Source organism: Streptomyces prunicolor NBRC 13075, assembly GCF_000367365.1.
GTDB classification, from domain to species: Bacteria; Actinomycetota; Actinomycetes; order Streptomycetales; family Streptomycetaceae; genus Streptomyces; species Streptomyces prunicolor.
Map to the genome: position 1 here is coordinate 65,389 of NZ_BARF01000027.1, position 18,009 is coordinate 83,397.

Below are 18,009 nucleotides of genomic sequence, written 5' to 3' on the forward strand. Positions count from 1 at the left end.
AGGTCCCTGTCCGGTCGCCGCTCAGGTCTCTGTTTGGTCGCCGCGCGGCGCCCAAGGGGCTGTCGGTGTGGGCGCATGGCGCGAGAGAAGGTAGCGTGCGTAGCGCGCCGTGGCGATTGTTCTCGGCCGCGCGCCTCTCGGCCATCCCGCAGAATGGATGGCGTAGGCGTGCCCGAGCGCGATCGGGTGCGGACGTCGACGCGGCCCTCCACCAGTGCCCCCAAGGGCCTGGTACATGTCTTTCAGCCGCTCCGTCCGCTCCCTTCGCCACACCAGGCGCACCCGTGAGACGGCGTAGGAGAGAAGCGATACCTGTGAGCGCAGCGACCACGCGAAGCCGCACCCCCGACCGCCTGTGCGCCGAGGCCGTCGACCTCGCCCGTGCCGCAGCCGAGGAGGCCGCCGCGCCCGGCGTGGTCGGCGAACACGCGGGCTTCGAATCCGAGGGCGACCGTGTGGTCACGCACTTCTTCGAGTGCAAGGAGTTCGGCTACCGGGGCTGGCGCTGGGCGGTGACGGTGGCGCGGGCGTCCCGCGCGAAGCTGGTGACCCTGGACGAGGTCGTCCTGCTCCCCGGCCCGGACTCCCTCCTCGCCCCCGAATGGGTCCCGTGGAGCGAACGCCTCCGCCCCGGCGACATGGGCCCCGGCGACCTGCTCCCCACGGACGCGGAGGACCTCCGCCTGGAGCCCGGCTACACGGGCGAGGACGAGCCCCCGCCGAACTCCGCGGTCTCCGAGGAGATGGCGGAACTGGTGGAGGCGGAGGACGCGGAAGTAACGGCGGGCACCCCCGCCACCCTCCCCATGGCCCCCACCCGGGGCTCGATCGCGTCGGTGGCGGAGGAACTGGGCATCCGCCGTGCCCGAGTCCTCTCCCGCTACGGCCTCCACGTCGCCGCCGACCGCTGGGAGGACGGCTTCGGCTCGAAGACCCCGATGGCCCAGGCGGCCCCCGCGGCCTGCGTCAGCTGCGGCTTCCTGGTCGCGATCGGCGGCTCCCTGGGCCAGGCGTTCGGAGTCTGCGCGAACGAGTTCTCCCCGGCGGACGGCCACGTCGTGTCCTTGTCCTACGGCTGCGGCGGCCACTCGGAAGCAGCGATCATGCCCAAACCGCCCCAGCCGCCGCCGCATGTGATCGACGAGACGATGGTGGACCCGTTCCCGCTGCGGCCTGCGGCGGATTCGGGGTCGGTTTCGGTGGGGGTGGACGAGGAAACGGCGGAGCTGGGGCACTCGTAGCTCTGTATTCTGGCGGCATACGGGAGAGGAGCAGCGCCATGAGCATCGACTCGACGATTGCGCGTACCGAGTTCCCCGAAGGGCACGTGGCTTTCTTCGGAATCGACGGGAAGATCATCTTGACGCCGCAGAGTTTCGAGCACTCCAGCACCATCCGGTCGATGCAGATCGACTCGCTCTCCCTCGGCCGTCACGCGAAGGTCGCCTCCGACGTGTACATCGACTTCCCCGCCGACGAGAACTCCGCCCCCGACTTCGCCATCCTGAGCGAGGACGCCCGCCGTGAGGGCACGCGCTACAGCTTCGAGGACGTCCTGCTGATCTCCGAGGTCGTCTCGACCTCCTCCGTCCGCAAGGACTACGACGACTGCACGGCGAAGTACGGTCGCTACGGCATCCCCATCTACCTGGTCGTGGACCCCTACGCGCGGGAAGTCGTCCTCCACACCCAGCCGACCGGCACGGGCTACATCGCTGCCCACACCCACAAGTACGGCACCGGCAAGCTCCCCATCCCTTTGGCAGACGGCCGCACCTTCACGCTCGACCTCGACCAACTCCCGCTGCCGGAGCCGGAGGCGGACGTTCACTGACCAATGCGGCCGACGGCAACCGGAGCACGGCAGTCATGGCAATGTCCCGGGGTCGGTGAGCGGAAGGCGCGGTCGCAGCGGTCGCAGTTCTGGAGCGGGTGGCGTACGGCCGGTGGCGGGGCCGGGGCGCGGAACGGTGGTGGGGGCGGGAGTTGGGCCGTCAGCCGGTGGGCCAGGAGGGCTGCGGGCCGCCGTAGGGGATCGGGTGGCAGGTCCGTGGTCAGGGTGTGGCGTACGGCTGTGGGGGCCACGTCCCGCTCCAGCCACGCGGCGACTCCCTGCGCGAGGTGGGCCGTGTCGCAGGTCGACAGGAGCAGGCGGGGGTCGTGGCGGCGGAGTCCCGTGAGGAGATCCGTGGCCTGCTGGATGAGTGCGGGGGAGGGGTAGGACGGGTGCGGTACGGGCGGCAACGCCTTGCGGGGACTGTCCTTCTTCGGCTTCTTCGGTGTCGCCGGGGCATGGCTGTCTCTACGGCTGCTGCCGGGCTGGTTGCAGGAGATGGTGCGGGTGATGATGCGGCCGTCGGGGATGCGGTGCCGTTCGCGACGGAGGTAGCCGTGGGTCTCCAACTCCCGTAGCGCGGCGGCGATTCGGGTCGTGCCCTCGGGGAAGCGGGCGGCGAGGGTCTTGATGTCGACGCGGGTGCCTGCGGGGAGGGACTGGATGTGGACGCCGAGTCCGATCGCCAGGGCCGACAACTCCGGGTGCTGGGCGAGGTGGTTGCCGATCACCGTGAAGCGGGTGGTGTGGCGGGAGTTGTCGTGAGTCAGACCGACGCCGGGGGCGCGGTACCGCTGGTTCGGGTGTTTGTCGGCGGTGTGCCGGGACTGGGCGCGCGAGGGCGCGCTAATGTCGTGCGTATCCATCGGGAAGCGATCTCTTCCTTGGTGGTCAGGCCCTCGCTTTGGGATGCCAGTCCCGGCGAGGGCCGTCGTATGTCCGCTGTCTGTGGGTGTGTCGCGCTGAGCGTAGATCACGCAACCTGCCCGGAATCCAGCGTAGTTGGTGATGTTCACCCAGATGGACGAACGGCGGATCGGGCTGCCGGGAGGGTGGGGTGGGGCTTGGTGGGGGTTCTTTCACCGTCGTGGTTCTTGGGAAAGGGCGCCACTTGCACCGGAGTTCGGGTTTCCGGGTTTCGGTGCGAGGTTCAGTTCCGCCTGGACGGAGTTCGTCGCGAGTCCTGCGCTCATAGGTGCCGGTCGTAACATCCCCTCGCCCTGACGCATCGGTCATGAAGGGCCTTGAAAACGGGGGGAGTTCCCATGAATGACGGGATCGAGCGGGAGTACCGCAGACACCGGGGCGTGCCGGCGGCGAGCGCCACCCTGGGGGCTGTGGCGGTTTTTGTCGTCGTCACCGCGCTGAACTCGCTGTCGTCGACCGGGCTGACGGACTGGCAGGTGCTGATCCTGGTGCTCTGGCTGTTCATCGGCGCCCGGGTGGTGCTGGAGCAGTGGTGGGCGCGCACGTTCGTGACGGCCGACGGAGTCACCGTGCGGGGGCCGCTGCGTACTCGTACCTGGGCCTGGGCCGACGTCTACGGCATCCGGGTCGAAGAGGTCAGGCGGGGTAGTCCTCGTTGGCAGGCGTACCTCTACGGCGGCGACGGGCGCCGGGTCCGCCTCCACCACCTCGACGAGCTTCAGGTGGACGCCCCGGCCGACGAGGCCGCCGACCTGTGCGCCACCGCCGTACGGCTCGGGCTCGCGTCGTTCGGGACGCGGCCCGAGGTGGAGGAGCGCATCCTGCGCGCCGCGCGACGGCGTACGGCGTGGCAGCGGGCGTTGCTCGCCGACCTGGTCGTCGTGGTCGCCATGTTCGTCCTCGACGGCTGGATGATCTTCACGGACCGGCCGACGCACTCGTACCTGCTGCTCCTGGGCGTTCCGTTGCTCTGCCTTCCCGTCTTCTTCCTCTTCCTGGACCGTCTCGGCGAGACCTTCGCCGACCGACGTTCCCCGGACCACGCCTGAAGCCGGAAAATTCACGGCCGACGGGGCCGCCCTCCCCTTGCCGGAGGGCGACCCCGTCGAACCGGAACCGAGTCGGCGTGTGGGTCAACTCGCCTCGCACCCGACCCTGGTGTCGACACGGTCGGTCACGCAGCGATCCCAGCCGCCATTGCCGCTCACGGTGTCAAGGACGCCGTCACGCGCGTACAGCGTGTCGTTGCCGGCCAAGCCCAGAAGGGTGTCGGAGCCGCTCTTGCCCTCGATGCGATCCTTGCCCGCGCTGCCCCTGAGGACGTCATTGCCGGGGCCGCCGGTCAGCGTGTCGTTGCCCCAATTCGCCGTGAAATTGCGGTCGTTCCCGCCGTCCAGCGTGTCGTTGCCCGCGTCCCCCCAAAGGGAGTCGTTGCCCGCGAACCCCATCAGACGGTCGTCACCGGCCCCGCCCTGAATGGTGTCGGAGCCGCTGTCGCCGGCGATGAGATCCTTGCCGTCACCGCCCAGGATCCGGTCGTTGCCGCCCTGCCCGCAGATGACGTCGTTGCCCCCGCCTCCATTGATCGTGTCGTTTCCGCCCAGGCCGGCGATGATGTCCCTGGCCGGCCCGGCGTTGATGGTGTCGTTGCCCGATCCTCCCCACACGGTGGCGGTCAGGCCGTAACAGGTCGGCGTCGTGGCCGCGGCCGCGTCTGTCTGGATGGCGGCCATGGCCGCCAGGGCCAGCACCGCCGCTCCGGCCCCCGCGAGGATCTTCGTCCGGCTGATCCTCGGCCTGGTTCGTCCGTTCATGAGCTCTCCCCGTCCATGGATCCCCCCCCGTTCGAGGGGGGCGGATGTTCCGTGGTCCACGGTGGCCCCGCCCCCTCGTGGCCACCATTCGCCATTCGGCGAATCCTCCGGACCCCGCCACCGGACCCGGATACCGGGCAAAGGGGCGTAGCTTCGAAGCAGCCGGAGGCGGTGGAAAGGGGGCCGCGGTCATGAGCCGTCACTCGCTCACCGAGCGCCACATGCGGGCGATGCTCGACGTCATCGACGAGGCACGGCACAGCACGACGGACGAGGTCCCGCCGCTGTCGCTGCTCGAGGGACTGGGGCGGCTGATCCCCTGCGACCTGGCGGAGTTCAGCGAGGTGGACCTGCCCACCCGGTCCCCGCTGGGCGACCAGGCGGTGGAGTACGGAGGCCACTACCCCCCGGTGGACGACGAGGCCTGGTGGCGCTTCAAGCACCAGCACCCCCACTGTGTCGCGGTCGAGCGGAGCCACGGTGATCTGGCGGTTTCCCAGCTGTCGGACCACCTGCCCACGCGGGAGTTCCGGAACCTGGCCCTGTTCAGCGAGTACATGCGCCCCTTCACCACCATGATCGTGGTGCCCCTGCCCACCGCTCCCGGCCGCATCCGCATGTACAACCTCAGCCGCGAGCACGTGCGCCCCTTCAGCGAACGGGACCGGCTCACACTGGAGTTGATGCGCCCGTACCTGTATGACATCTACCGCGAGGCCGCCCGGCGACGGCAGACGCCCGTCCGGCTGACGCTCCGTGAACTCGACGTCATGCGGGCCGTGGCGAAGGGCCTGAGCAACGGAGCCATCGCCGGGCAGTTGGTGGTCGAGCCGAGCACTGTCCGCAAGCACCTGGAGAACGTCTACCGCAAGCTCGGGGTGTCGAGCCGTACGGCGGCTGTCGCCAGGCTGTTCCCCGAGACGTCGTGAGCGACCGGAGCCCCCACCCCGACCCCGTCTCCACACCTGCCCCGCGCAACCCCCTCCCCTCCGCGCGGTACCTTCATCGCGACGTCGATGAGGAGAGTGAACGTACGTGAGTAAGTTCGTGCGGCCCGCTGCCGAGGGTGCCGATCCGTTCGGTACCGCCCGTCTGCGGCGTGGGGTGCTCGACGCCTGGGCGACCAGCCCGGCGCGGTTCCGGGAGGACGCCAACGCCGAGGAGGACCTCGTCCTCGGCGGATACCGGGACCGCCTCGTCGTGGAGCTCGCCCAGAACGCCGCCGACGCCGCCGCCCGCGCCGGCGTACCCGGCCGCCTGCGCCTCACCCTCCGCGACGGCGTCCTGTGCGCCGCCAACACCGGCGCCCCCCTCGACGCCACCGGCGTCGAATCCCTCTCCACCCTCCGCGCCTCCGCGAAGCGCGACGCGGGCGACAGCGCGGTCGGCCGTTTCGGCGTCGGCTTCGCCGCGGTCGTCGCCGTGACCGACGAACCCGCGGTCGTCGGCAGACACGGCGGCGTCCGCTGGTCCCTCCCCGAGGCCCGCACCCTCGCCGACGAAACCGCCCGCCACAGCCCCGGCCTCGGCACCGAGATCCGCCGCCGCGACGGCCACATCCCGCTGCTCCGCCTCCCGTTCGCCGCCGAGGGCACCGCCCCCGACCCCTACGACACGGTCGTCATCCTCCCGCTGCGCGACACCGCGGCCGAGGACCTCGCCGAGCGCCTCCTCAACGCCGTCGACGACGCGCTGCTGCTCGCCCTCCCCGGCCTGGCCGAGGTCGTGATCGAGGTCGGCGACGACGCCCCCCGCACCCTCAGCCGCCGCACCGACGGCGCCGACACGGTCGTAGCGGACACCCGCGACGGAACCACCCGCTGGCGCACGGCCGCCGCGCACGGCACGCTCGACAAGGAACTGCTGGCCGACCGTCCCGTAGAGGAACGGTCGCGCCCGTACTGGTCCGTCACCTGGGCCGTCCCCGTCGACACGGACGGCACCCCCGCCCGCCCCCGCACCAGCCCCGTCGTCCACGCGCCCACCCCCAGCGACGAACCCCTGGGCGTGCCCGCCCTGTTGATCGCCTCCCTCCCCCTCGACACCACCCGCCGCCACGCCGCCCCCGGCCCGCTGACCGACTTCGTCGTGGAGCGCGCGGCGGAGGCATACGTCGAACTCCTCGCCGCCTGGCGCCCGGTGACCACCGGCATCATCGACCTCGTCCCCGGCCCCCTGGGCAAGGGCGAGTTGGACGGCACCCTGCGCCAGGCGATCCTGCAGCGCCTCCCGCGCACCCCCTTCCTCCCGCCCGCGATCGCACCCCCCACTGACGACAACGAACTCCGCGCCGACGACTCGGAGTTGCCCGAGTCGCTACGGCCCCGGGACGCCGAGGTCGTCGAGGGCGCGGGCGTCGACACCGTGCAGGTCCTCGCCGAGGTCCTGCCCACGCTCCTCCCCGCAGGCCTCGAACGCCGCGTGGAACTAAGGACGTTGGGCGTAGCCCGAGTCCCCCTCACCGACGCGGTCGACCGCCTGGCCGGCTTGGAGAAGGACCCCGCCTGGTGGCGCCGCCTCTACGACAGCCTCGCGGGCGTGGACCCGGACCGCCTCACCGGCCTCCCCGTCCCGCTCGCCGACGGCAGGACGACGATCGGGCCCCGCCAAGTCCTCCTCCCCACCCCCGACTCCGCCCAGGTCGAACCCGAAGTCCTCGCCCGACTGGGCCTCAAGGTCGCCCACCCGGACGCGGCGCACCCCCTCCTGGAGAAGCTCGGCGCGCTGCCCGCGACGCCCCGCGCGGTCCTCACGACGCCCCAGGTACGAGCCGCCGTAGCAGCCTCCCTGGACGACGAGGGCGGCGCCGTATGGGACGAACCCGCCCCGGACGCCGAGGAGTTGGCGGACACGGTGCTGGCCCTCGTGCGGGACGCGGACCTCGAACCCGGTGACGAACCCTGGCTCGGCGCTCTCGCCCTGCCCGACGAGGAGGGCGAACTCGCGCCCGCCGGTGAGCTGGTCCTGCCCGGCAGCCCGTTCGCCCAGGTGATGCGCGAGGACGAACTGGCCTTCGTGGACGCCGACTTGGCAGACCGCTGGGGCGAACAACCCCTGGCAGCCTGCGGAGTCCTCGCCACCTTCGCCCTCGTCCGCGCCACCGACGTAGTCCTGGACCCGGACGAACTGGAGCCCCGGGACAGCGACTTCGCGGAACCGGACGACCCCGGCCTCCTGGACTCCGTGGACGTCTGGTCGGAAGACGTCCTGGACCGCTTCCCCGACACCCCCGTACCCCCCGTGGCCACGGAACTGGTAGCGGTCCGCGACCTGGACCTGGTGGACGACGACCGCTGGCCCCAAGCCCTGGCCCTCCTCGCCCAGCCCCCACTCCGCGACGCGATCACCCAACAGGTCCGCATCCTCCTCCCCGACGGCACCCACGAGGTCGTACGGCCGTACACGGCATGGTGGTTGCGAGGCCACCCGGTACTGGACGGCCGCCGCCCGGCAGGCCTCCTGGCCGCCGGCGGAGACCCCCTCCTGCGCGGCCTCTACGACGAGGCGGACGCGACCGGCTTCGACGACGAACAGGTACTGCGCGCCCTCGGCGTCCGCACCTCCGTCGCCGCCCTCCTCGACGAGCCCGGCGGCGCCGCCGAACTCCTCGACCGCCTCGCCGACCCGGACCGCGAGGTCACCGGCACCCAACTGCACGCCCTGTACAGCGCGTTGGCCGACCTCGACCCGGACCAGGTGACCCTCCCCGACGACCTGCGCGCCGTGGTCGACGGCGAGGTGACGGTCGTGGACGCGGCGGACGCGGTGGTCGTCGACTCACCCGACCTGCTCCCCTTCACCTCCGGCACCCCACTCCTCCCCGTACGCCCGTCCGGGGCAGCGGAGTTGGCGGAACTCTTCCAGGTCCGCCGCCTGAGCGAGTCGGTGACGGGGTCGGTGGACTCGGAGGGCACCGAACACGACGTGCCGGATTCCGTCTGCGTCCTCCTCGGCCCCCTCGCCCCCGCGACCTACGTCGAACACGAGGAACTCGTCGTGGACGGCGTGGAGATCGACTGGCGCCGGACACGGGACGGAGTGCTGCACGCGTCGACGCTGGAGGGCGTCGCCGCCGGACTCGCCTGGGCGGCCGGGCAGTGGCCACGCCGTTTCGAGGTCGCGGCACTGCTGGAGGACCCGTCGCGGACGGAGGAGTTGGCGCGGGACCGCTGGTTCGACTAGCGCGCGGGAGCGACACGAAGGTCACCAAGGACGACGTCACGACCTCACCGCGCGCCGCCCCGCCATCACCTGTACCTGCACCAACAGTTCGCAATCCCTGCGCAAAGAACTGATTTCGCGTACAACCTGCCCCACCCGTCGCGAATCACATCACGTGAGCCAACAGGCTCCGCCATCACTTGGGCCCCAGGCGCCGACGACGAGCCGTTCGGAACGACCAGCGCGCCGGGGCCCCCTTTCCCACTTGGGGAACACGCATGCGCATACGCGCCACCGTGGCCGCCGTCTCCGGCGCCCTGGTCCTCTCCGCCTTCGCCGTACCGGCCGCGCAGGCCGTCGGCAACACGGCCGCCGCCACGCTCAACGTCACCTTCTCCAAGGTGAAGGTCAACAGCGGCAAGGCCGTCGTCGTCGGTGCCACCGCGAAGGTCGCAGTCCCGGTCACCTACACCGTGACGCACGCCGCGAGCCTCGATGTCAGCGCCGACAACTTCGCCAGCGGCCCGCTCATCTACCGCGGCACCGATGCCGCCAGCACCACCACGAAGATCATCAGCGACGACCCGGGCACCTGCACCGCCGCCTCGACGACCGTCCTGAACTGCAAGGCCACCATCTACATCCGCCCGACCAGCGACCTGCTGAACACCGACGCCGCCACCTGGAAGGCGGGCGGCCTCGCCATCACCGCCGACGGCACCAAGAAGACCCAGGGCGACCTGGGCAACGTCCCGGTCCGGCGCCTGTCCAAGCTGACGGCCGACGCCACCCCGGAGCCCGTCAAGAAGGGCAAGACCATCACGGTCACCGGCAAGCTGAGCCGCGCCAACTGGGAGACCAACAAGTACGCGGGCTACTCGACCCAGCCGGTGAAGCTCCAGTTCCGCAAGAAGGGCGCCAGCACCTACACCACGGTCAAGACCATCAAGACCAGCTCCACAGGCACCCTGAAGACCACGGTCAAGGCGACGGTGGACGGTTACTTCCGCTTCAGCTTCGCGGGCACGTCGACGACTCCGGCGGTCAACGCCACGGGCGACTACGTCGACGTCAAGTAGCAGTACCTAAGAGCAGCTGCCGCGCCCCGAAGACAGGGTCGCGGCAGCTGCTTTTAAGGGGCGCGGGGCTGTGTCGATTTGCGGCTCCGCCTCGTGGGCGCGACCAGCCCCCACCGTCCCGCACCCGACGAACTACGCACCCACCGCCCACTCAAGCCGCCCCCCGCCGATCAACCAGCCTCCACACCAGCTCCAGCACAACCCCCGCCACCCCCGCAATCGCCACCGCAACCCACGGCATGGTCACCCCCACCAACTTCAGCGCAAAGAAGTGCTGAAGCCACGGCACGACCAGCACCACCACGAACGCCGCCCCCATGGACGCCACCAGCGCCACCCGCCACCACGTGTACGGCCGCGCAATGATCGCCAGCACCCACATCGAGATCAGGAACAACGTCAGGGTCGCCGCGCTCGTCTCCGCCGCCAACGACCCCTTCCCCGTGTAGTGGTGACGGGCGATCAGATACGTCACGAAGGTCGCCGCCCCGGCAATCACCCCACCCGGGATCGAGTACCGCATCACCCGCCGCACGAAGTGCGGTTTCGCCCGCTCCGTGTTGGGCGCCAGCGCAAGAAAGAACGCCGGAATCCCGATCGTCAACGTCGACAACAACGTCAAGTGCCGCGGCAGGAACGGATATTCAACCCGCCAGCACACCACCAGCACAGCCAACAACACCGAGTACACCGTCTTCACCAGGAACAGCGTCGCCACCCGAGTGATGTTCCCGATGACCCGCCGCCCCTCCGCGACCACCGAAGGCAACGTAGCGAAGCTGTTGTTGAGCAACACGATCTGCGCGACAGCCCGGGTCGCCTCGGACCCCGACCCCATCGACACCCCGATGTCGGCATCCTTCAGGGCGAGTACGTCGTTCACCCCGTCCCCGGTCATCGCGACCGTGTGCCCGCGGGACTGCAACGCCCCCACCATGTCCCGCTTCTGCTGCGGAGTGACCCGCCCGAACACCGTCCCCTCGTCAAGGGACTTGGCCATCTCCTCCTGATCCGAGGGGAGTTGACGGGCGTCCACGACCTGCCCGGTGAGCCCGAGCTTCCCCGCCACCGCCCCGACAGACACCGCGTTGTCCCCGGAAATGACCTTCGCGTGCACATCCTGCTCGGCGAAATAGGCCAACGTCTCCGCCGCGTCGGGCCGCAACCGCTGCTCCAACACCACCAGCGCCGTCGCCGAGGCCCCCCGCGCGACCCCGGGATCATCCAGCTCACCCGAGACCCGCGCCAGCAACAGCACCCGTAGCCCCTGCTCGTTGAGCCGCCCGGTCTCCGCCTGCGCCGGATCATCCGCATCCAGCAGCACATCAGGGGCGCCGAGCAACCACGTACTCGACTCCCCGTCACCCTCGCTGAACGACGCCCCGCTGTACTTGCGCGCCGACGAGAACGGCAGCGACTCCACGCACCGCCACTCCCCGCTGTCCGGATAGGCGTTGATGATCGCCTGAAGCGACGCGTTCGGCCGCGGGTCCGACTCGCCCAACGCACCCAGGACTTTGCGTACGTACGTTTCGTCGGCCCCGCCGAGCGGGCGCAACTCGGTGACGTCCATCCCGCCCTCGGTCAGCGTGCCCGTCTTGTCGAGGCAGACCGTGTCGACGCGGGCGAGCCCCTCGATGGCCGGAAGTTCCTGGACGAGGCACTGTTTCCGGCCAAGCCGGATGACACCGATCGCGAAGGCCACCGAGGTGAGCAACACCAACCCCTCGGGGACCATCGGGACGATCCCGCCCACCGTCCGCGCGATCGAGTCCTTGAACCCGTGCTGTTTGACGACCAGTTGGCTGATGACCAGGCCGATCGCGGTCGGGATCATCATCCACGTCACGTACTTGAGGATCGTCGAGATACCGGTCCGCAGCTCGGAGTGGACGAGCGTGAACCGCGAGGCCTCCTCGGCGAGTTGGGCCGCGTACGCCTCGCGCCCCACCTTCGTCGCCTCGAACGCGCCACCGCCGGCCACGACGAAACTCCCGGACATGACGGCATCCCCCGGCCGCTTGACCACCGGATCCGCCTCACCGGTGAGCAGCGACTCGTCGATCTCCAGACCGTCGGCCTCGACGCACTCCCCGTCGACCACGACCTTGTCACCGGGCCCGATCTCGATGAGATCACCCAGCACGATCTCGGAGGTGCTCACCTCCACCGCGGCCCCGTCACGCCGTACCGTCGGCTTCGCCTCGCCGATCACCGCGAGGGAGTCGAGGGTCTTCTTCGCCCGCCACTCCTGGAAGACCCCGATCCCGGTGTTGGCGATGATCACGTACCCGAACAGGCTGTCCTGGACCGGCGCCACGAACAGCATGATCAGCCACAGCACGCCGATGATCGCGTTGAACCGGGTGAAGACGTTGGCGCGCACGATCTCGCCGAGCGAACGGCTGCTGCGCACCGGGACGTCGTTGACCTCCCCGCGCGCCACCCGCTCGGCGACCTCGGCGGTGCTGAGTCCATGGGCCCGCCGCGCCGGGATGGGCACGGGGTGCACAGGGTCGAGTTCGGCGCCCGCGTCGGTGTGCGTCATGCATTCGACGGTACGTGCGGATTTACGGCTTCACCCGCCGAGTGCCCGGAAGATCCGACCAGGGGAGGACAGCGGGCGGTGCGGGGTGATGCCAGGGGTGTAGGGGAAGCTCCTTACTCCGCAGCAGGAGGAGCTCCTCACTCCGCAGCAGGGGAGGGGGTCTCCGTGGCCGAAGCAGCCGCCTCGGCCGCCAGCCGCTTGAGCGCCGCGTCGCGCCCCCGGACGTACCAGATGCCGATCAGCCCGAGGCCGGCCCCGGCCAGGCAGGTCCACAGCCACCACAGGTGGCCGTGGTCGTCGTACCAGCCGTAGAAGGGGAGCTGTACCAGGAAGAGGACGAACCAGAGGATCGTGAGGCCGATGATCGTCGGGACGATCGGGCCCTCAAGGGGCTCCGGTGCCTCGTGTGTCGGTGTCCACTTCGCCATGACCCCAGCTTACGAGGCGACCGCAACACAAAGAGATCTCCGTGTGTCTACGCGCGGAGATAGCGCCTGACGTCTTCATATGTTCATACTGAAACGGTTTCCGTCTGTCCACTTCTGCTCGTAGGAACATCCAATGCAGACCGCCCTCGACCGCTACTTCAAGATCTCCGAACGGGGCAGCAGCCTCCCCCGTGAGATCAGGGGCGGGTTCGCCACCTTCTTCGCGATGGCGTACATCATCGTGCTCAACCCGATCATCCTCGGCAGCGCGAAGGACATGTACGGGCACCACCTGGACAACGGCCAGCTGGTCACCGCGACGGCCGTGACGGCCGCGTTCACCACCCTCCTCATGGGTGTCATCGGCAACGTACCGATCGCGCTCGCCGCCGGACTCGGCGTGAACTCCGTCGTCGCCCTCCAGCTCGCGCCCCGCATGACGTGGCCGGACGCGATGGGCATGGTCGTGCTGGCCGGTCTGGTCGTGATGCTGCTGGTCGCCACCGGGCTGCGCGAGCGCGTGATGAACGCGGTGCCGTACGGACTGCGCAAGGCCATCTCGATCGGTATCGGCCTGTTCATCATGCTGATCGGGCTCGTGGACTCCGGGTTCATCTCCCGCATCCCGGACGCCGCCCAGACCACCGTCCCGCTCCAGCTCGGCGCCGACGGTCACCTCAACGGCTGGCCGGTGCTCATCTTCATCCTCGGCGTCCTGCTCACCCTCGGGCTGATCGTCCGCAAGGTGTCCGGCGCGATCCTGATCTCCATCGTCACGATGACCGTCCTCGCGGTGATCGTGAACGCGGTCGCGACGATCCCCTCCTGGGGCCTGACCACCCCGAAGTGGCCCGGAAACCCGGTCGCCACCCCGGACTTCGGCCTGATCGGCAAGTTCAGCCTGTTCGGCGGCTTCGACAAGGTCGGTGTGCTGACCGGCGTCCTCTTCGTCTTCACGGTCCTGCTGTCGTGCTTCTTCGACGCGATGGGCACGATCATGGGCATCAGTGACGAGGCCAGGCTGACCGACGGCGAGGGCAACATGCCCGGCATCAACAAGGTCCTCTTCGTCGACGGCATCGCGGTCGCGGCCGGCGGTGCCAGCTCGTCCTCCGCGACCACCTGCTTCGTGGAGTCCACGGCGGGTGTCGGCGAGGGCGCCCGCACGGGCTTCGCGAACGTCGTCACGGGCGCGCTCTTCGCCGTAGCGCTGTTCCTCACGCCGATCGCCACGATGGTCCCGTCCCAGGCGGCCACCCCGGCCCTGCTCGCGGTGGGCTTCCTGATCCTGGCGGGCTCCGTCAAGGAGATCGACTGGGCCGACTACACGATCGCGATCCCGGCCTTCATCACGATGGTGATGATGCCGTTCACCTACTCGATCACCAACGGCATCGGCATGGGCTTCATCACCTTCGTGGTGCTACGGCTGGTGGCGGGCCGGGGCCGGGAGGTCCCGGTGCCGATGTACGTCGTGGCGGCCGTGTTCGGGTTCTACTACCTGATGCCGGCGCTGGGTCTGACGTGACCCGCGTTCCTACGGGCCCTCACGTGACCCCGTAGAACTTCTCCGTCTCCTCGACCGCGGTCTGGAACCGCTCGTCGAAGTCGTCCCGAATGAGCGTCTGGACCACATAGTCCTGGACGCTCATTCCCCTTTTCGAGGCATGGTGGCGGAGCCGTTCGAGCAGCTCCCCGTCTATCCGCAGGCTGAGCACGCTGGTCCCCATGTAGACGAGGGTCCGGGGCGGTTCGCGGCGGCGCGTGACGTTCCGCGTCGGTATCACTCATATGGGTGACGGAAGGGTTCAGTGGCCAGGGTCACGGGCATCTCGGCGTGTCGCCATTGGTCTTTAGCGAGAGTAATGAGTTACGCTAAAGAACATGCCGGACCTAACCCATGGCGACGACGCTGCCGCTGTGAACTCCTTGCGATCAGCCGTGATGCGGTTGTCCCGTCGACTCAAGCACCAGCGGGTCGACGAGTCACTGAGCCCCACCGAGATGTCGGTGCTCGGCACCCTGTCCACCTGCGGCAGCGCGACTCCTGGCGAGCTCGCTCGCAAGGAGCATGTGCAGCCGCCGTCGATGACCCGCATCGTGGCGCTGCTCGAAGCGAAGGGTCTGGTCCAGCTGGAGCCGCACCCCGAGGACCGGCGCCAGAAGGTCGTCACCAAGACCCCCCAGGCCGAGGCGATGCTCGAAGAGAGCCGCCGCAAGCGCAACGCGTTCCTGGCCGGCCTGGTCGACGGCCTCGACGAGGACGAGTGGGCGAAGATCGTCGCCGCCGCCCCCGTGCTGGAGAAACTCGCACACCTGTAAGTCCGTCTATGCGCGAGTGAGCCGTAGGGGCGCGCCGGTGTCGAGAGGTCGAGCGCGCGGAGGCCCGAAGGGTCGAGCACGGTCGGGCTCTCGACACCGGCAGAAAGCGCCCCGTAGGCGAACGAGCAAAAGAAAGAGGAGGCGACCTTTTGAGTTCGGGACCCGGAGCAGACTCCGCCCCCGCGCCAGCCACCCCCGACTCCCCGCCCACCCCACCTGGTAAGTCCTCGATGTTCAGCTCGCTGAAGATCCGGAACTACCGCCTGTTCTTCATCGGCCAGGTCGTCTCCAACACCGGCACCTGGATGCAGCGCATCGCCCAGGACTGGCTGGTCCTCAGCCTCACCGGCTCCTCCGCCGCCGTAGGCATCACGACCGCCCTCCAGTTCCTGCCGATGCTGCTTTTCGGGCTCTACGGCGGTGTCCTCGTCGACCGGCTGCCCAAGCGCCCCACGCTGCTCGTCACGCAGTCCGCGATGGCCCTGACCGGCCTCGCCCTCGCCTTCCTGACCCTCTCCGGCCACGTCCAGGTCTGGCACGTCTACGTCGCCGCCTTCGCCGTGGGCCTCGCGACGGTCGTCGACAACCCGGCCCGCCAGTCCTTCGTCTCCGAGATGGTCGGCCCCGAGCAGCTGCAGAACGCGGTCAGCCTGAACTCGGCGAACTTCCAGTCCGCCCGCCTGGTCGGCCCCGCCGTCGCGGGCGTCATGATCACCGGCGTCGGCACGGGCTGGGCGTTCCTCTTCAACGGCCTGTCCTTCGTGGCCCCGTTGGCGAGCCTGCTCCTCATGCGCAACCGCGACCTGAAGGCCGTTCACCGCGCCCCGCGCGGCAAGGGCCAGCTCCGCGAGGGCCTGCACTATGTCGCAGGCCGCCCCGACCTGATCTGGCCGATCGTCCTCGTCGGCTTCATCGGCACCTTCGGCTTCAACTTCCCGGTGTGGCTGTCGGCCTACGCGGACGACATCTTCCACGCGGGCGCCGGCGCGTACAGCCTCTTCAACACCCTGATGGCGGTCGGCTCCCTGATCGGCGCCCTGCTCGCCGCCCGCCGCGGCACCACCCGCCTCCGCGTCCTGATCGCGGCGGCGGCGGCCTTCGGCCTCCTTGAGGTCGTAGCCGCGGTGGCCCCCTCCTACTGGCTGTTCGCCCTGCTCATGATCCCGATCGGCATCTTCGGCCTGACGGTCAACGTCACGGCCAACACCGCCGTCCAGATGGGCACCGACCCGGCCATGCGCGGCCGGGTCATGGCCCTGTTCATGATGGTCTTCATGGGCGGTACGCCGGTGGGCGCACCGATCGTCGGCTGGATCACCGACGCCTACGGCCCCCGAGTGAGCTTCGCCCTGGGCGGCGTCATAGCGGCCCTCGCCGCGGCCACGATCGGCGTGATCCTGGCCCGGATCGGCGACCTGCGGCTGTCGTTCGACTGGAACCACGGGCACCCGAGCGTCGCCTTCGTCCCGCGCGAGCGGGAGCAACTGGCAACGGCGGCCTGAGAGTTGACGTGACGTGGCAGGACTGGCCTGGAGGGCGTGCTACACCCTCCGGGCCAGCACCTGTCCCGGCCACTTGTCGTCCCCGACGACGAACGCCTCGGTCGCGGTGAACCCGTTGCCCTCGTAGTAGGCGACGAGCTTGCGGTCGTCCCCGGCGTAACAGTCCACCCGCAGCAGGGAGATCCCGGCCCGCCGCGTCTCCTCCGCCGCGTGCGCGAGCAGGGCGCTGCCGACGCCGTGGCCCTTGAACTGCCGGTCGGAGGCGAGGAGATGGACGTACCGTTCGGGCTCGTCCACGGCGTCGATGTACGACCCCGGTGAGTCGGTGAGGGTGAGCGTGCCGACGGGGGTGCCGTCGATCTCGGCGATGTAGGGCGAGCCCTGCGCCACGTACCGCTCGACCATCGCCACGGCCTTCGGGTTCTCCGACCACGGCTTGGTCCCCCACTGCCCGGTCCGCCCCTGCGCGACGAGCCACGCCACGGCGCTGTCGAACATGCCGAGTATCGCGGGGATGTCGTCGGGGCCGCCGTCTCTGATGCTGATAGCCATGACTCCATAGTGGCAGTCGGCAGTGGCAGTCTGGTGCGCATGAGACTCTTCGCCGCGGTGTTGCCCCCGGAGGACGTTACTGCCGAACTCGCCGTGGTGGTCGATGAGTTGAGGGGCCTCCCGGGTGCGGAGGCGCTCCGCTGGACGGGCCGGCCGGGGTGGCATTTCACGCTTGCCTTCTACGGCGAGGTCCACGAGGACGTCGTACCGGAACTGTCGGCCGGCCTGGAGCGGACCGCGCGCCGGGCCGCACCGTTCGGGCTGGCGGTGCGTGGGGGTGGGCAGTTCGGGGACGGGCGGGCGCTGTGGGCGGGGGTGGCGGGCGATGTGTCGGCCCTACGACAGCTCGCGGAGCGTTGTGAGGAGGCTGCGGCGACGGGGGAGCACCGGCGGTACCGGGCCCATCTCACCGTGGCGCGCGGCCGGGACGCCATGGATGTCCGGCCGTATCTCGACCGGCTCGACGACTTCGCGGGTCGTTCGTGGACGGTGAGTGAGGTGGCGTTGGTGCGGAGCAACCTGCCGAGGTCGGGTGTGCCGGGGGAGCAGCCGCGGTACGAGGTGGTCGGGCGTTGGGGGCTGGGGGCGGGCGGTTAGGCTCGGGTACGTGGACCCGAAAACCCGGAACCGGATCATGGCCGGTGTGCTTGTGCTGTTGTTCGTTGTCGTGGGGCTTGCGGCGGCGCTTGGTAAGTGAGGACTGGGGAACTGCGGGTCGAATTTCGGCTTCGGGCCGAGTGTGGCTGGTCGCGCAGTTCCCCGCGCCCCTTAAGGGCGTCTGCCTGAGCGGCGTTTTCCAGGCGAGGCTTCCGGGGCGGCGTTCGGCTCCGCCGGGCGGGGGC

General features: G+C 69.8%; 16 protein-coding genes. 10 read left to right on the forward strand and 6 right to left on the reverse strand.

Annotation, left to right across the window (positions count from 1 at the left end; all coding sequences use genetic code 11):
• Positions 1 to 314: 314 nt before the first annotated feature.
• Both SPR02S_RS12195 and SPR02S_RS12200 read left to right on the forward strand, forming a co-directional pair.
• Positions 315 to 1,241: a DUF3027 domain-containing protein gene (locus SPR02S_RS12195; protein WP_019057244.1), complete on the forward strand. Its 927-nt coding sequence runs from the start codon at positions 315 to 317 to the stop codon at positions 1,239 to 1,241.
• 38 nt (positions 1,242 to 1,279) lie between these two features.
• Positions 1,280 to 1,834, forward strand: a complete 555-nt coding sequence (locus SPR02S_RS12200) for a Uma2 family endonuclease (protein ID WP_019057245.1) — start codon at positions 1,280 to 1,282, stop codon at positions 1,832 to 1,834.
• On the opposite strand, the gene SPR02S_RS12205 is transcribed toward SPR02S_RS12200, so the two are convergent.
• Positions 1,828 to 2,700, reverse strand: a complete 873-nt coding sequence (locus SPR02S_RS12205) for a helix-turn-helix domain-containing protein (RefSeq protein WP_019057246.1) — start codon at positions 2,698 to 2,700, stop codon at positions 1,828 to 1,830. The genes SPR02S_RS12200 and SPR02S_RS12205 overlap by 7 nt on opposite strands.
• Positions 2,701 to 3,099: 399 nt before the next feature.
• On the opposite strand from SPR02S_RS12205, the gene SPR02S_RS12210 reads away from it, so the two are divergent.
• Positions 3,100 to 3,810, forward strand: a complete 711-nt coding sequence (locus SPR02S_RS12210; protein ID WP_019057247.1) for a PH domain-containing protein — start codon at positions 3,100 to 3,102, stop codon at positions 3,808 to 3,810.
• An 84-nt stretch (positions 3,811 to 3,894) separates the two neighbouring features.
• Here SPR02S_RS12210 and SPR02S_RS55610 read toward each other — a convergent pair whose 3' ends face one another.
• Complete coding sequence (locus SPR02S_RS55610) at positions 3,895 to 4,575, reverse strand: calcium-binding protein (RefSeq protein WP_019057248.1); 681 nt, start codon at positions 4,573 to 4,575, stop codon at positions 3,895 to 3,897.
• Between the two features lie 191 nt (positions 4,576 to 4,766).
• On the opposite strand from SPR02S_RS55610, the gene SPR02S_RS12220 reads away from it, so the two are divergent.
• The 3 genes from SPR02S_RS12220 (at position 4,767) to SPR02S_RS12230 (ending at position 9,815) form a co-directional block, all read left to right on the forward strand.
• The gene (locus tag SPR02S_RS12220; RefSeq protein WP_019057249.1) at positions 4,767 to 5,504 is read left to right on the forward strand and encodes a helix-turn-helix transcriptional regulator; all 738 of its coding nucleotides are present in this window, start codon (positions 4,767 to 4,769) and stop codon (positions 5,502 to 5,504) included.
• A 106-nt stretch (positions 5,505 to 5,610) separates the two neighbouring features.
• Positions 5,611 to 8,757 (forward strand): sacsin N-terminal ATP-binding-like domain-containing protein, encoded by a 3,147-nt coding sequence (locus SPR02S_RS12225; protein ID WP_019057250.1) that lies wholly within the window; start codon positions 5,611 to 5,613, stop codon positions 8,755 to 8,757.
• A gap of 257 nt (positions 8,758 to 9,014) precedes the next feature.
• Positions 9,015 to 9,815 (forward strand): hypothetical protein, encoded by an 801-nt coding sequence (locus SPR02S_RS12230; protein ID WP_019057251.1) that lies wholly within the window; start codon positions 9,015 to 9,017, stop codon positions 9,813 to 9,815.
• 151 nt (positions 9,816 to 9,966) lie between these two features.
• Here SPR02S_RS12230 and SPR02S_RS12235 read toward each other — a convergent pair whose 3' ends face one another.
• A complete protein-coding gene (locus tag SPR02S_RS12235; protein ID WP_019057252.1) occupies positions 9,967 to 12,363 on the reverse strand; it encodes a cation-translocating P-type ATPase in 2,397 nt (798 codons plus the stop codon).
• A 137-nt stretch (positions 12,364 to 12,500) separates the two neighbouring features.
• The gene (locus tag SPR02S_RS12240; RefSeq protein WP_019057253.1) at positions 12,501 to 12,791 is read right to left on the reverse strand and encodes a DUF2530 domain-containing protein; all 291 of its coding nucleotides are present in this window, start codon (positions 12,789 to 12,791) and stop codon (positions 12,501 to 12,503) included.
• 133 nt (positions 12,792 to 12,924) lie between these two features.
• Here SPR02S_RS12240 and SPR02S_RS12245 point away from each other — a divergent pair, with 133 nt between their 5' ends.
• Entirely contained in the window at positions 12,925 to 14,319 is a 1,395-nt protein-coding gene (locus SPR02S_RS12245) for an NCS2 family permease (RefSeq protein ID WP_019057254.1), read from the forward strand.
• Between the two features lie 19 nt (positions 14,320 to 14,338).
• On the opposite strand, the gene SPR02S_RS12250 is transcribed toward SPR02S_RS12245, so the two are convergent.
• Complete coding sequence (locus tag SPR02S_RS12250; RefSeq protein WP_026150456.1) at positions 14,339 to 14,521, reverse strand: hypothetical protein; 183 nt, start codon at positions 14,519 to 14,521, stop codon at positions 14,339 to 14,341.
• A 154-nt stretch (positions 14,522 to 14,675) separates the two neighbouring features.
• Between SPR02S_RS12250 and SPR02S_RS12255 the strand changes: the two genes are divergently transcribed.
• Positions 14,676 to 15,113 carry a MarR family winged helix-turn-helix transcriptional regulator gene (locus SPR02S_RS12255; protein ID WP_026150457.1) on the forward strand — a complete coding sequence of 146 codons (438 nt, stop codon included), beginning with the start codon at positions 14,676 to 14,678 and terminating at the stop codon, positions 15,111 to 15,113.
• Between the two features lie 230 nt (positions 15,114 to 15,343).
• Positions 15,344 to 16,615: an MFS transporter gene (locus SPR02S_RS12260; RefSeq protein ID WP_019057257.1), complete on the forward strand. Its 1,272-nt coding sequence runs from the start codon at positions 15,344 to 15,346 to the stop codon at positions 16,613 to 16,615.
• A 39-nt stretch (positions 16,616 to 16,654) separates the two neighbouring features.
• On the opposite strand, the gene SPR02S_RS12265 is transcribed toward SPR02S_RS12260, so the two are convergent.
• Positions 16,655 to 17,167 (reverse strand): GNAT family N-acetyltransferase, encoded by a 513-nt coding sequence (locus SPR02S_RS12265; RefSeq protein ID WP_019057258.1) that lies wholly within the window; start codon positions 17,165 to 17,167, stop codon positions 16,655 to 16,657.
• 39 nt (positions 17,168 to 17,206) lie between these two features.
• Between SPR02S_RS12265 and thpR the strand changes: the two genes are divergently transcribed.
• Positions 17,207 to 17,764, forward strand: coding sequence for an RNA 2',3'-cyclic phosphodiesterase (gene thpR, locus SPR02S_RS12270; RefSeq protein WP_020684170.1), 558 nt, complete (start codon positions 17,207 to 17,209; stop codon positions 17,762 to 17,764).
• The last annotated feature ends 245 nt before the right edge of the window (positions 17,765 to 18,009 follow it).

What these genes read in the sequence shown, in the direction of transcription:
- SPR02S_RS12200 (WP_019057245.1), top strand. Translation starts at nt 1,280, where the DNA reads ATGAGCATCGACTCGACGATTGCGCGTACCGAGTTCCCCGAAGGGCAC.
- SPR02S_RS12205 (WP_019057246.1), bottom strand. Translation starts at nt 2,700, where the DNA reads ATGGATACGCACGACATTAGCGCGCCCTCGCGCGCCCAGTCCCGGCAC.
- SPR02S_RS12210 (WP_019057247.1), top strand. Translation starts at nt 3,100, where the DNA reads ATGAATGACGGGATCGAGCGGGAGTACCGCAGACACCGGGGCGTGCCG.
- SPR02S_RS55610 (WP_019057248.1), bottom strand. Translation starts at nt 4,575, where the DNA reads ATGAACGGACGAACCAGGCCGAGGATCAGCCGGACGAAGATCCTCGCG.
- SPR02S_RS12220 (WP_019057249.1), top strand. Translation starts at nt 4,767, where the DNA reads ATGAGCCGTCACTCGCTCACCGAGCGCCACATGCGGGCGATGCTCGAC.
- SPR02S_RS12230 (WP_019057251.1), top strand. Translation starts at nt 9,015, where the DNA reads ATGCGCATACGCGCCACCGTGGCCGCCGTCTCCGGCGCCCTGGTCCTC.
- SPR02S_RS12235 (WP_019057252.1), bottom strand. Translation starts at nt 12,363, where the DNA reads ATGACGCACACCGACGCGGGCGCCGAACTCGACCCTGTGCACCCCGTG.
- SPR02S_RS12240 (WP_019057253.1), bottom strand. Translation starts at nt 12,791, where the DNA reads ATGGCGAAGTGGACACCGACACACGAGGCACCGGAGCCCCTTGAGGGC.
- SPR02S_RS12245 (WP_019057254.1), top strand. Translation starts at nt 12,925, where the DNA reads ATGCAGACCGCCCTCGACCGCTACTTCAAGATCTCCGAACGGGGCAGC.
- SPR02S_RS12250 (WP_026150456.1), bottom strand. Translation starts at nt 14,521, where the DNA reads ATGGGGACCAGCGTGCTCAGCCTGCGGATAGACGGGGAGCTGCTCGAA.
- SPR02S_RS12255 (WP_026150457.1), top strand. Translation starts at nt 14,676, where the DNA reads ATGCCGGACCTAACCCATGGCGACGACGCTGCCGCTGTGAACTCCTTG.
- SPR02S_RS12260 (WP_019057257.1), top strand. Translation starts at nt 15,344, where the DNA reads ATGTTCAGCTCGCTGAAGATCCGGAACTACCGCCTGTTCTTCATCGGC.
- SPR02S_RS12265 (WP_019057258.1), bottom strand. Translation starts at nt 17,167, where the DNA reads ATGGCTATCAGCATCAGAGACGGCGGCCCCGACGACATCCCCGCGATA.
- thpR (WP_020684170.1), top strand. Translation starts at nt 17,207, where the DNA reads ATGAGACTCTTCGCCGCGGTGTTGCCCCCGGAGGACGTTACTGCCGAA.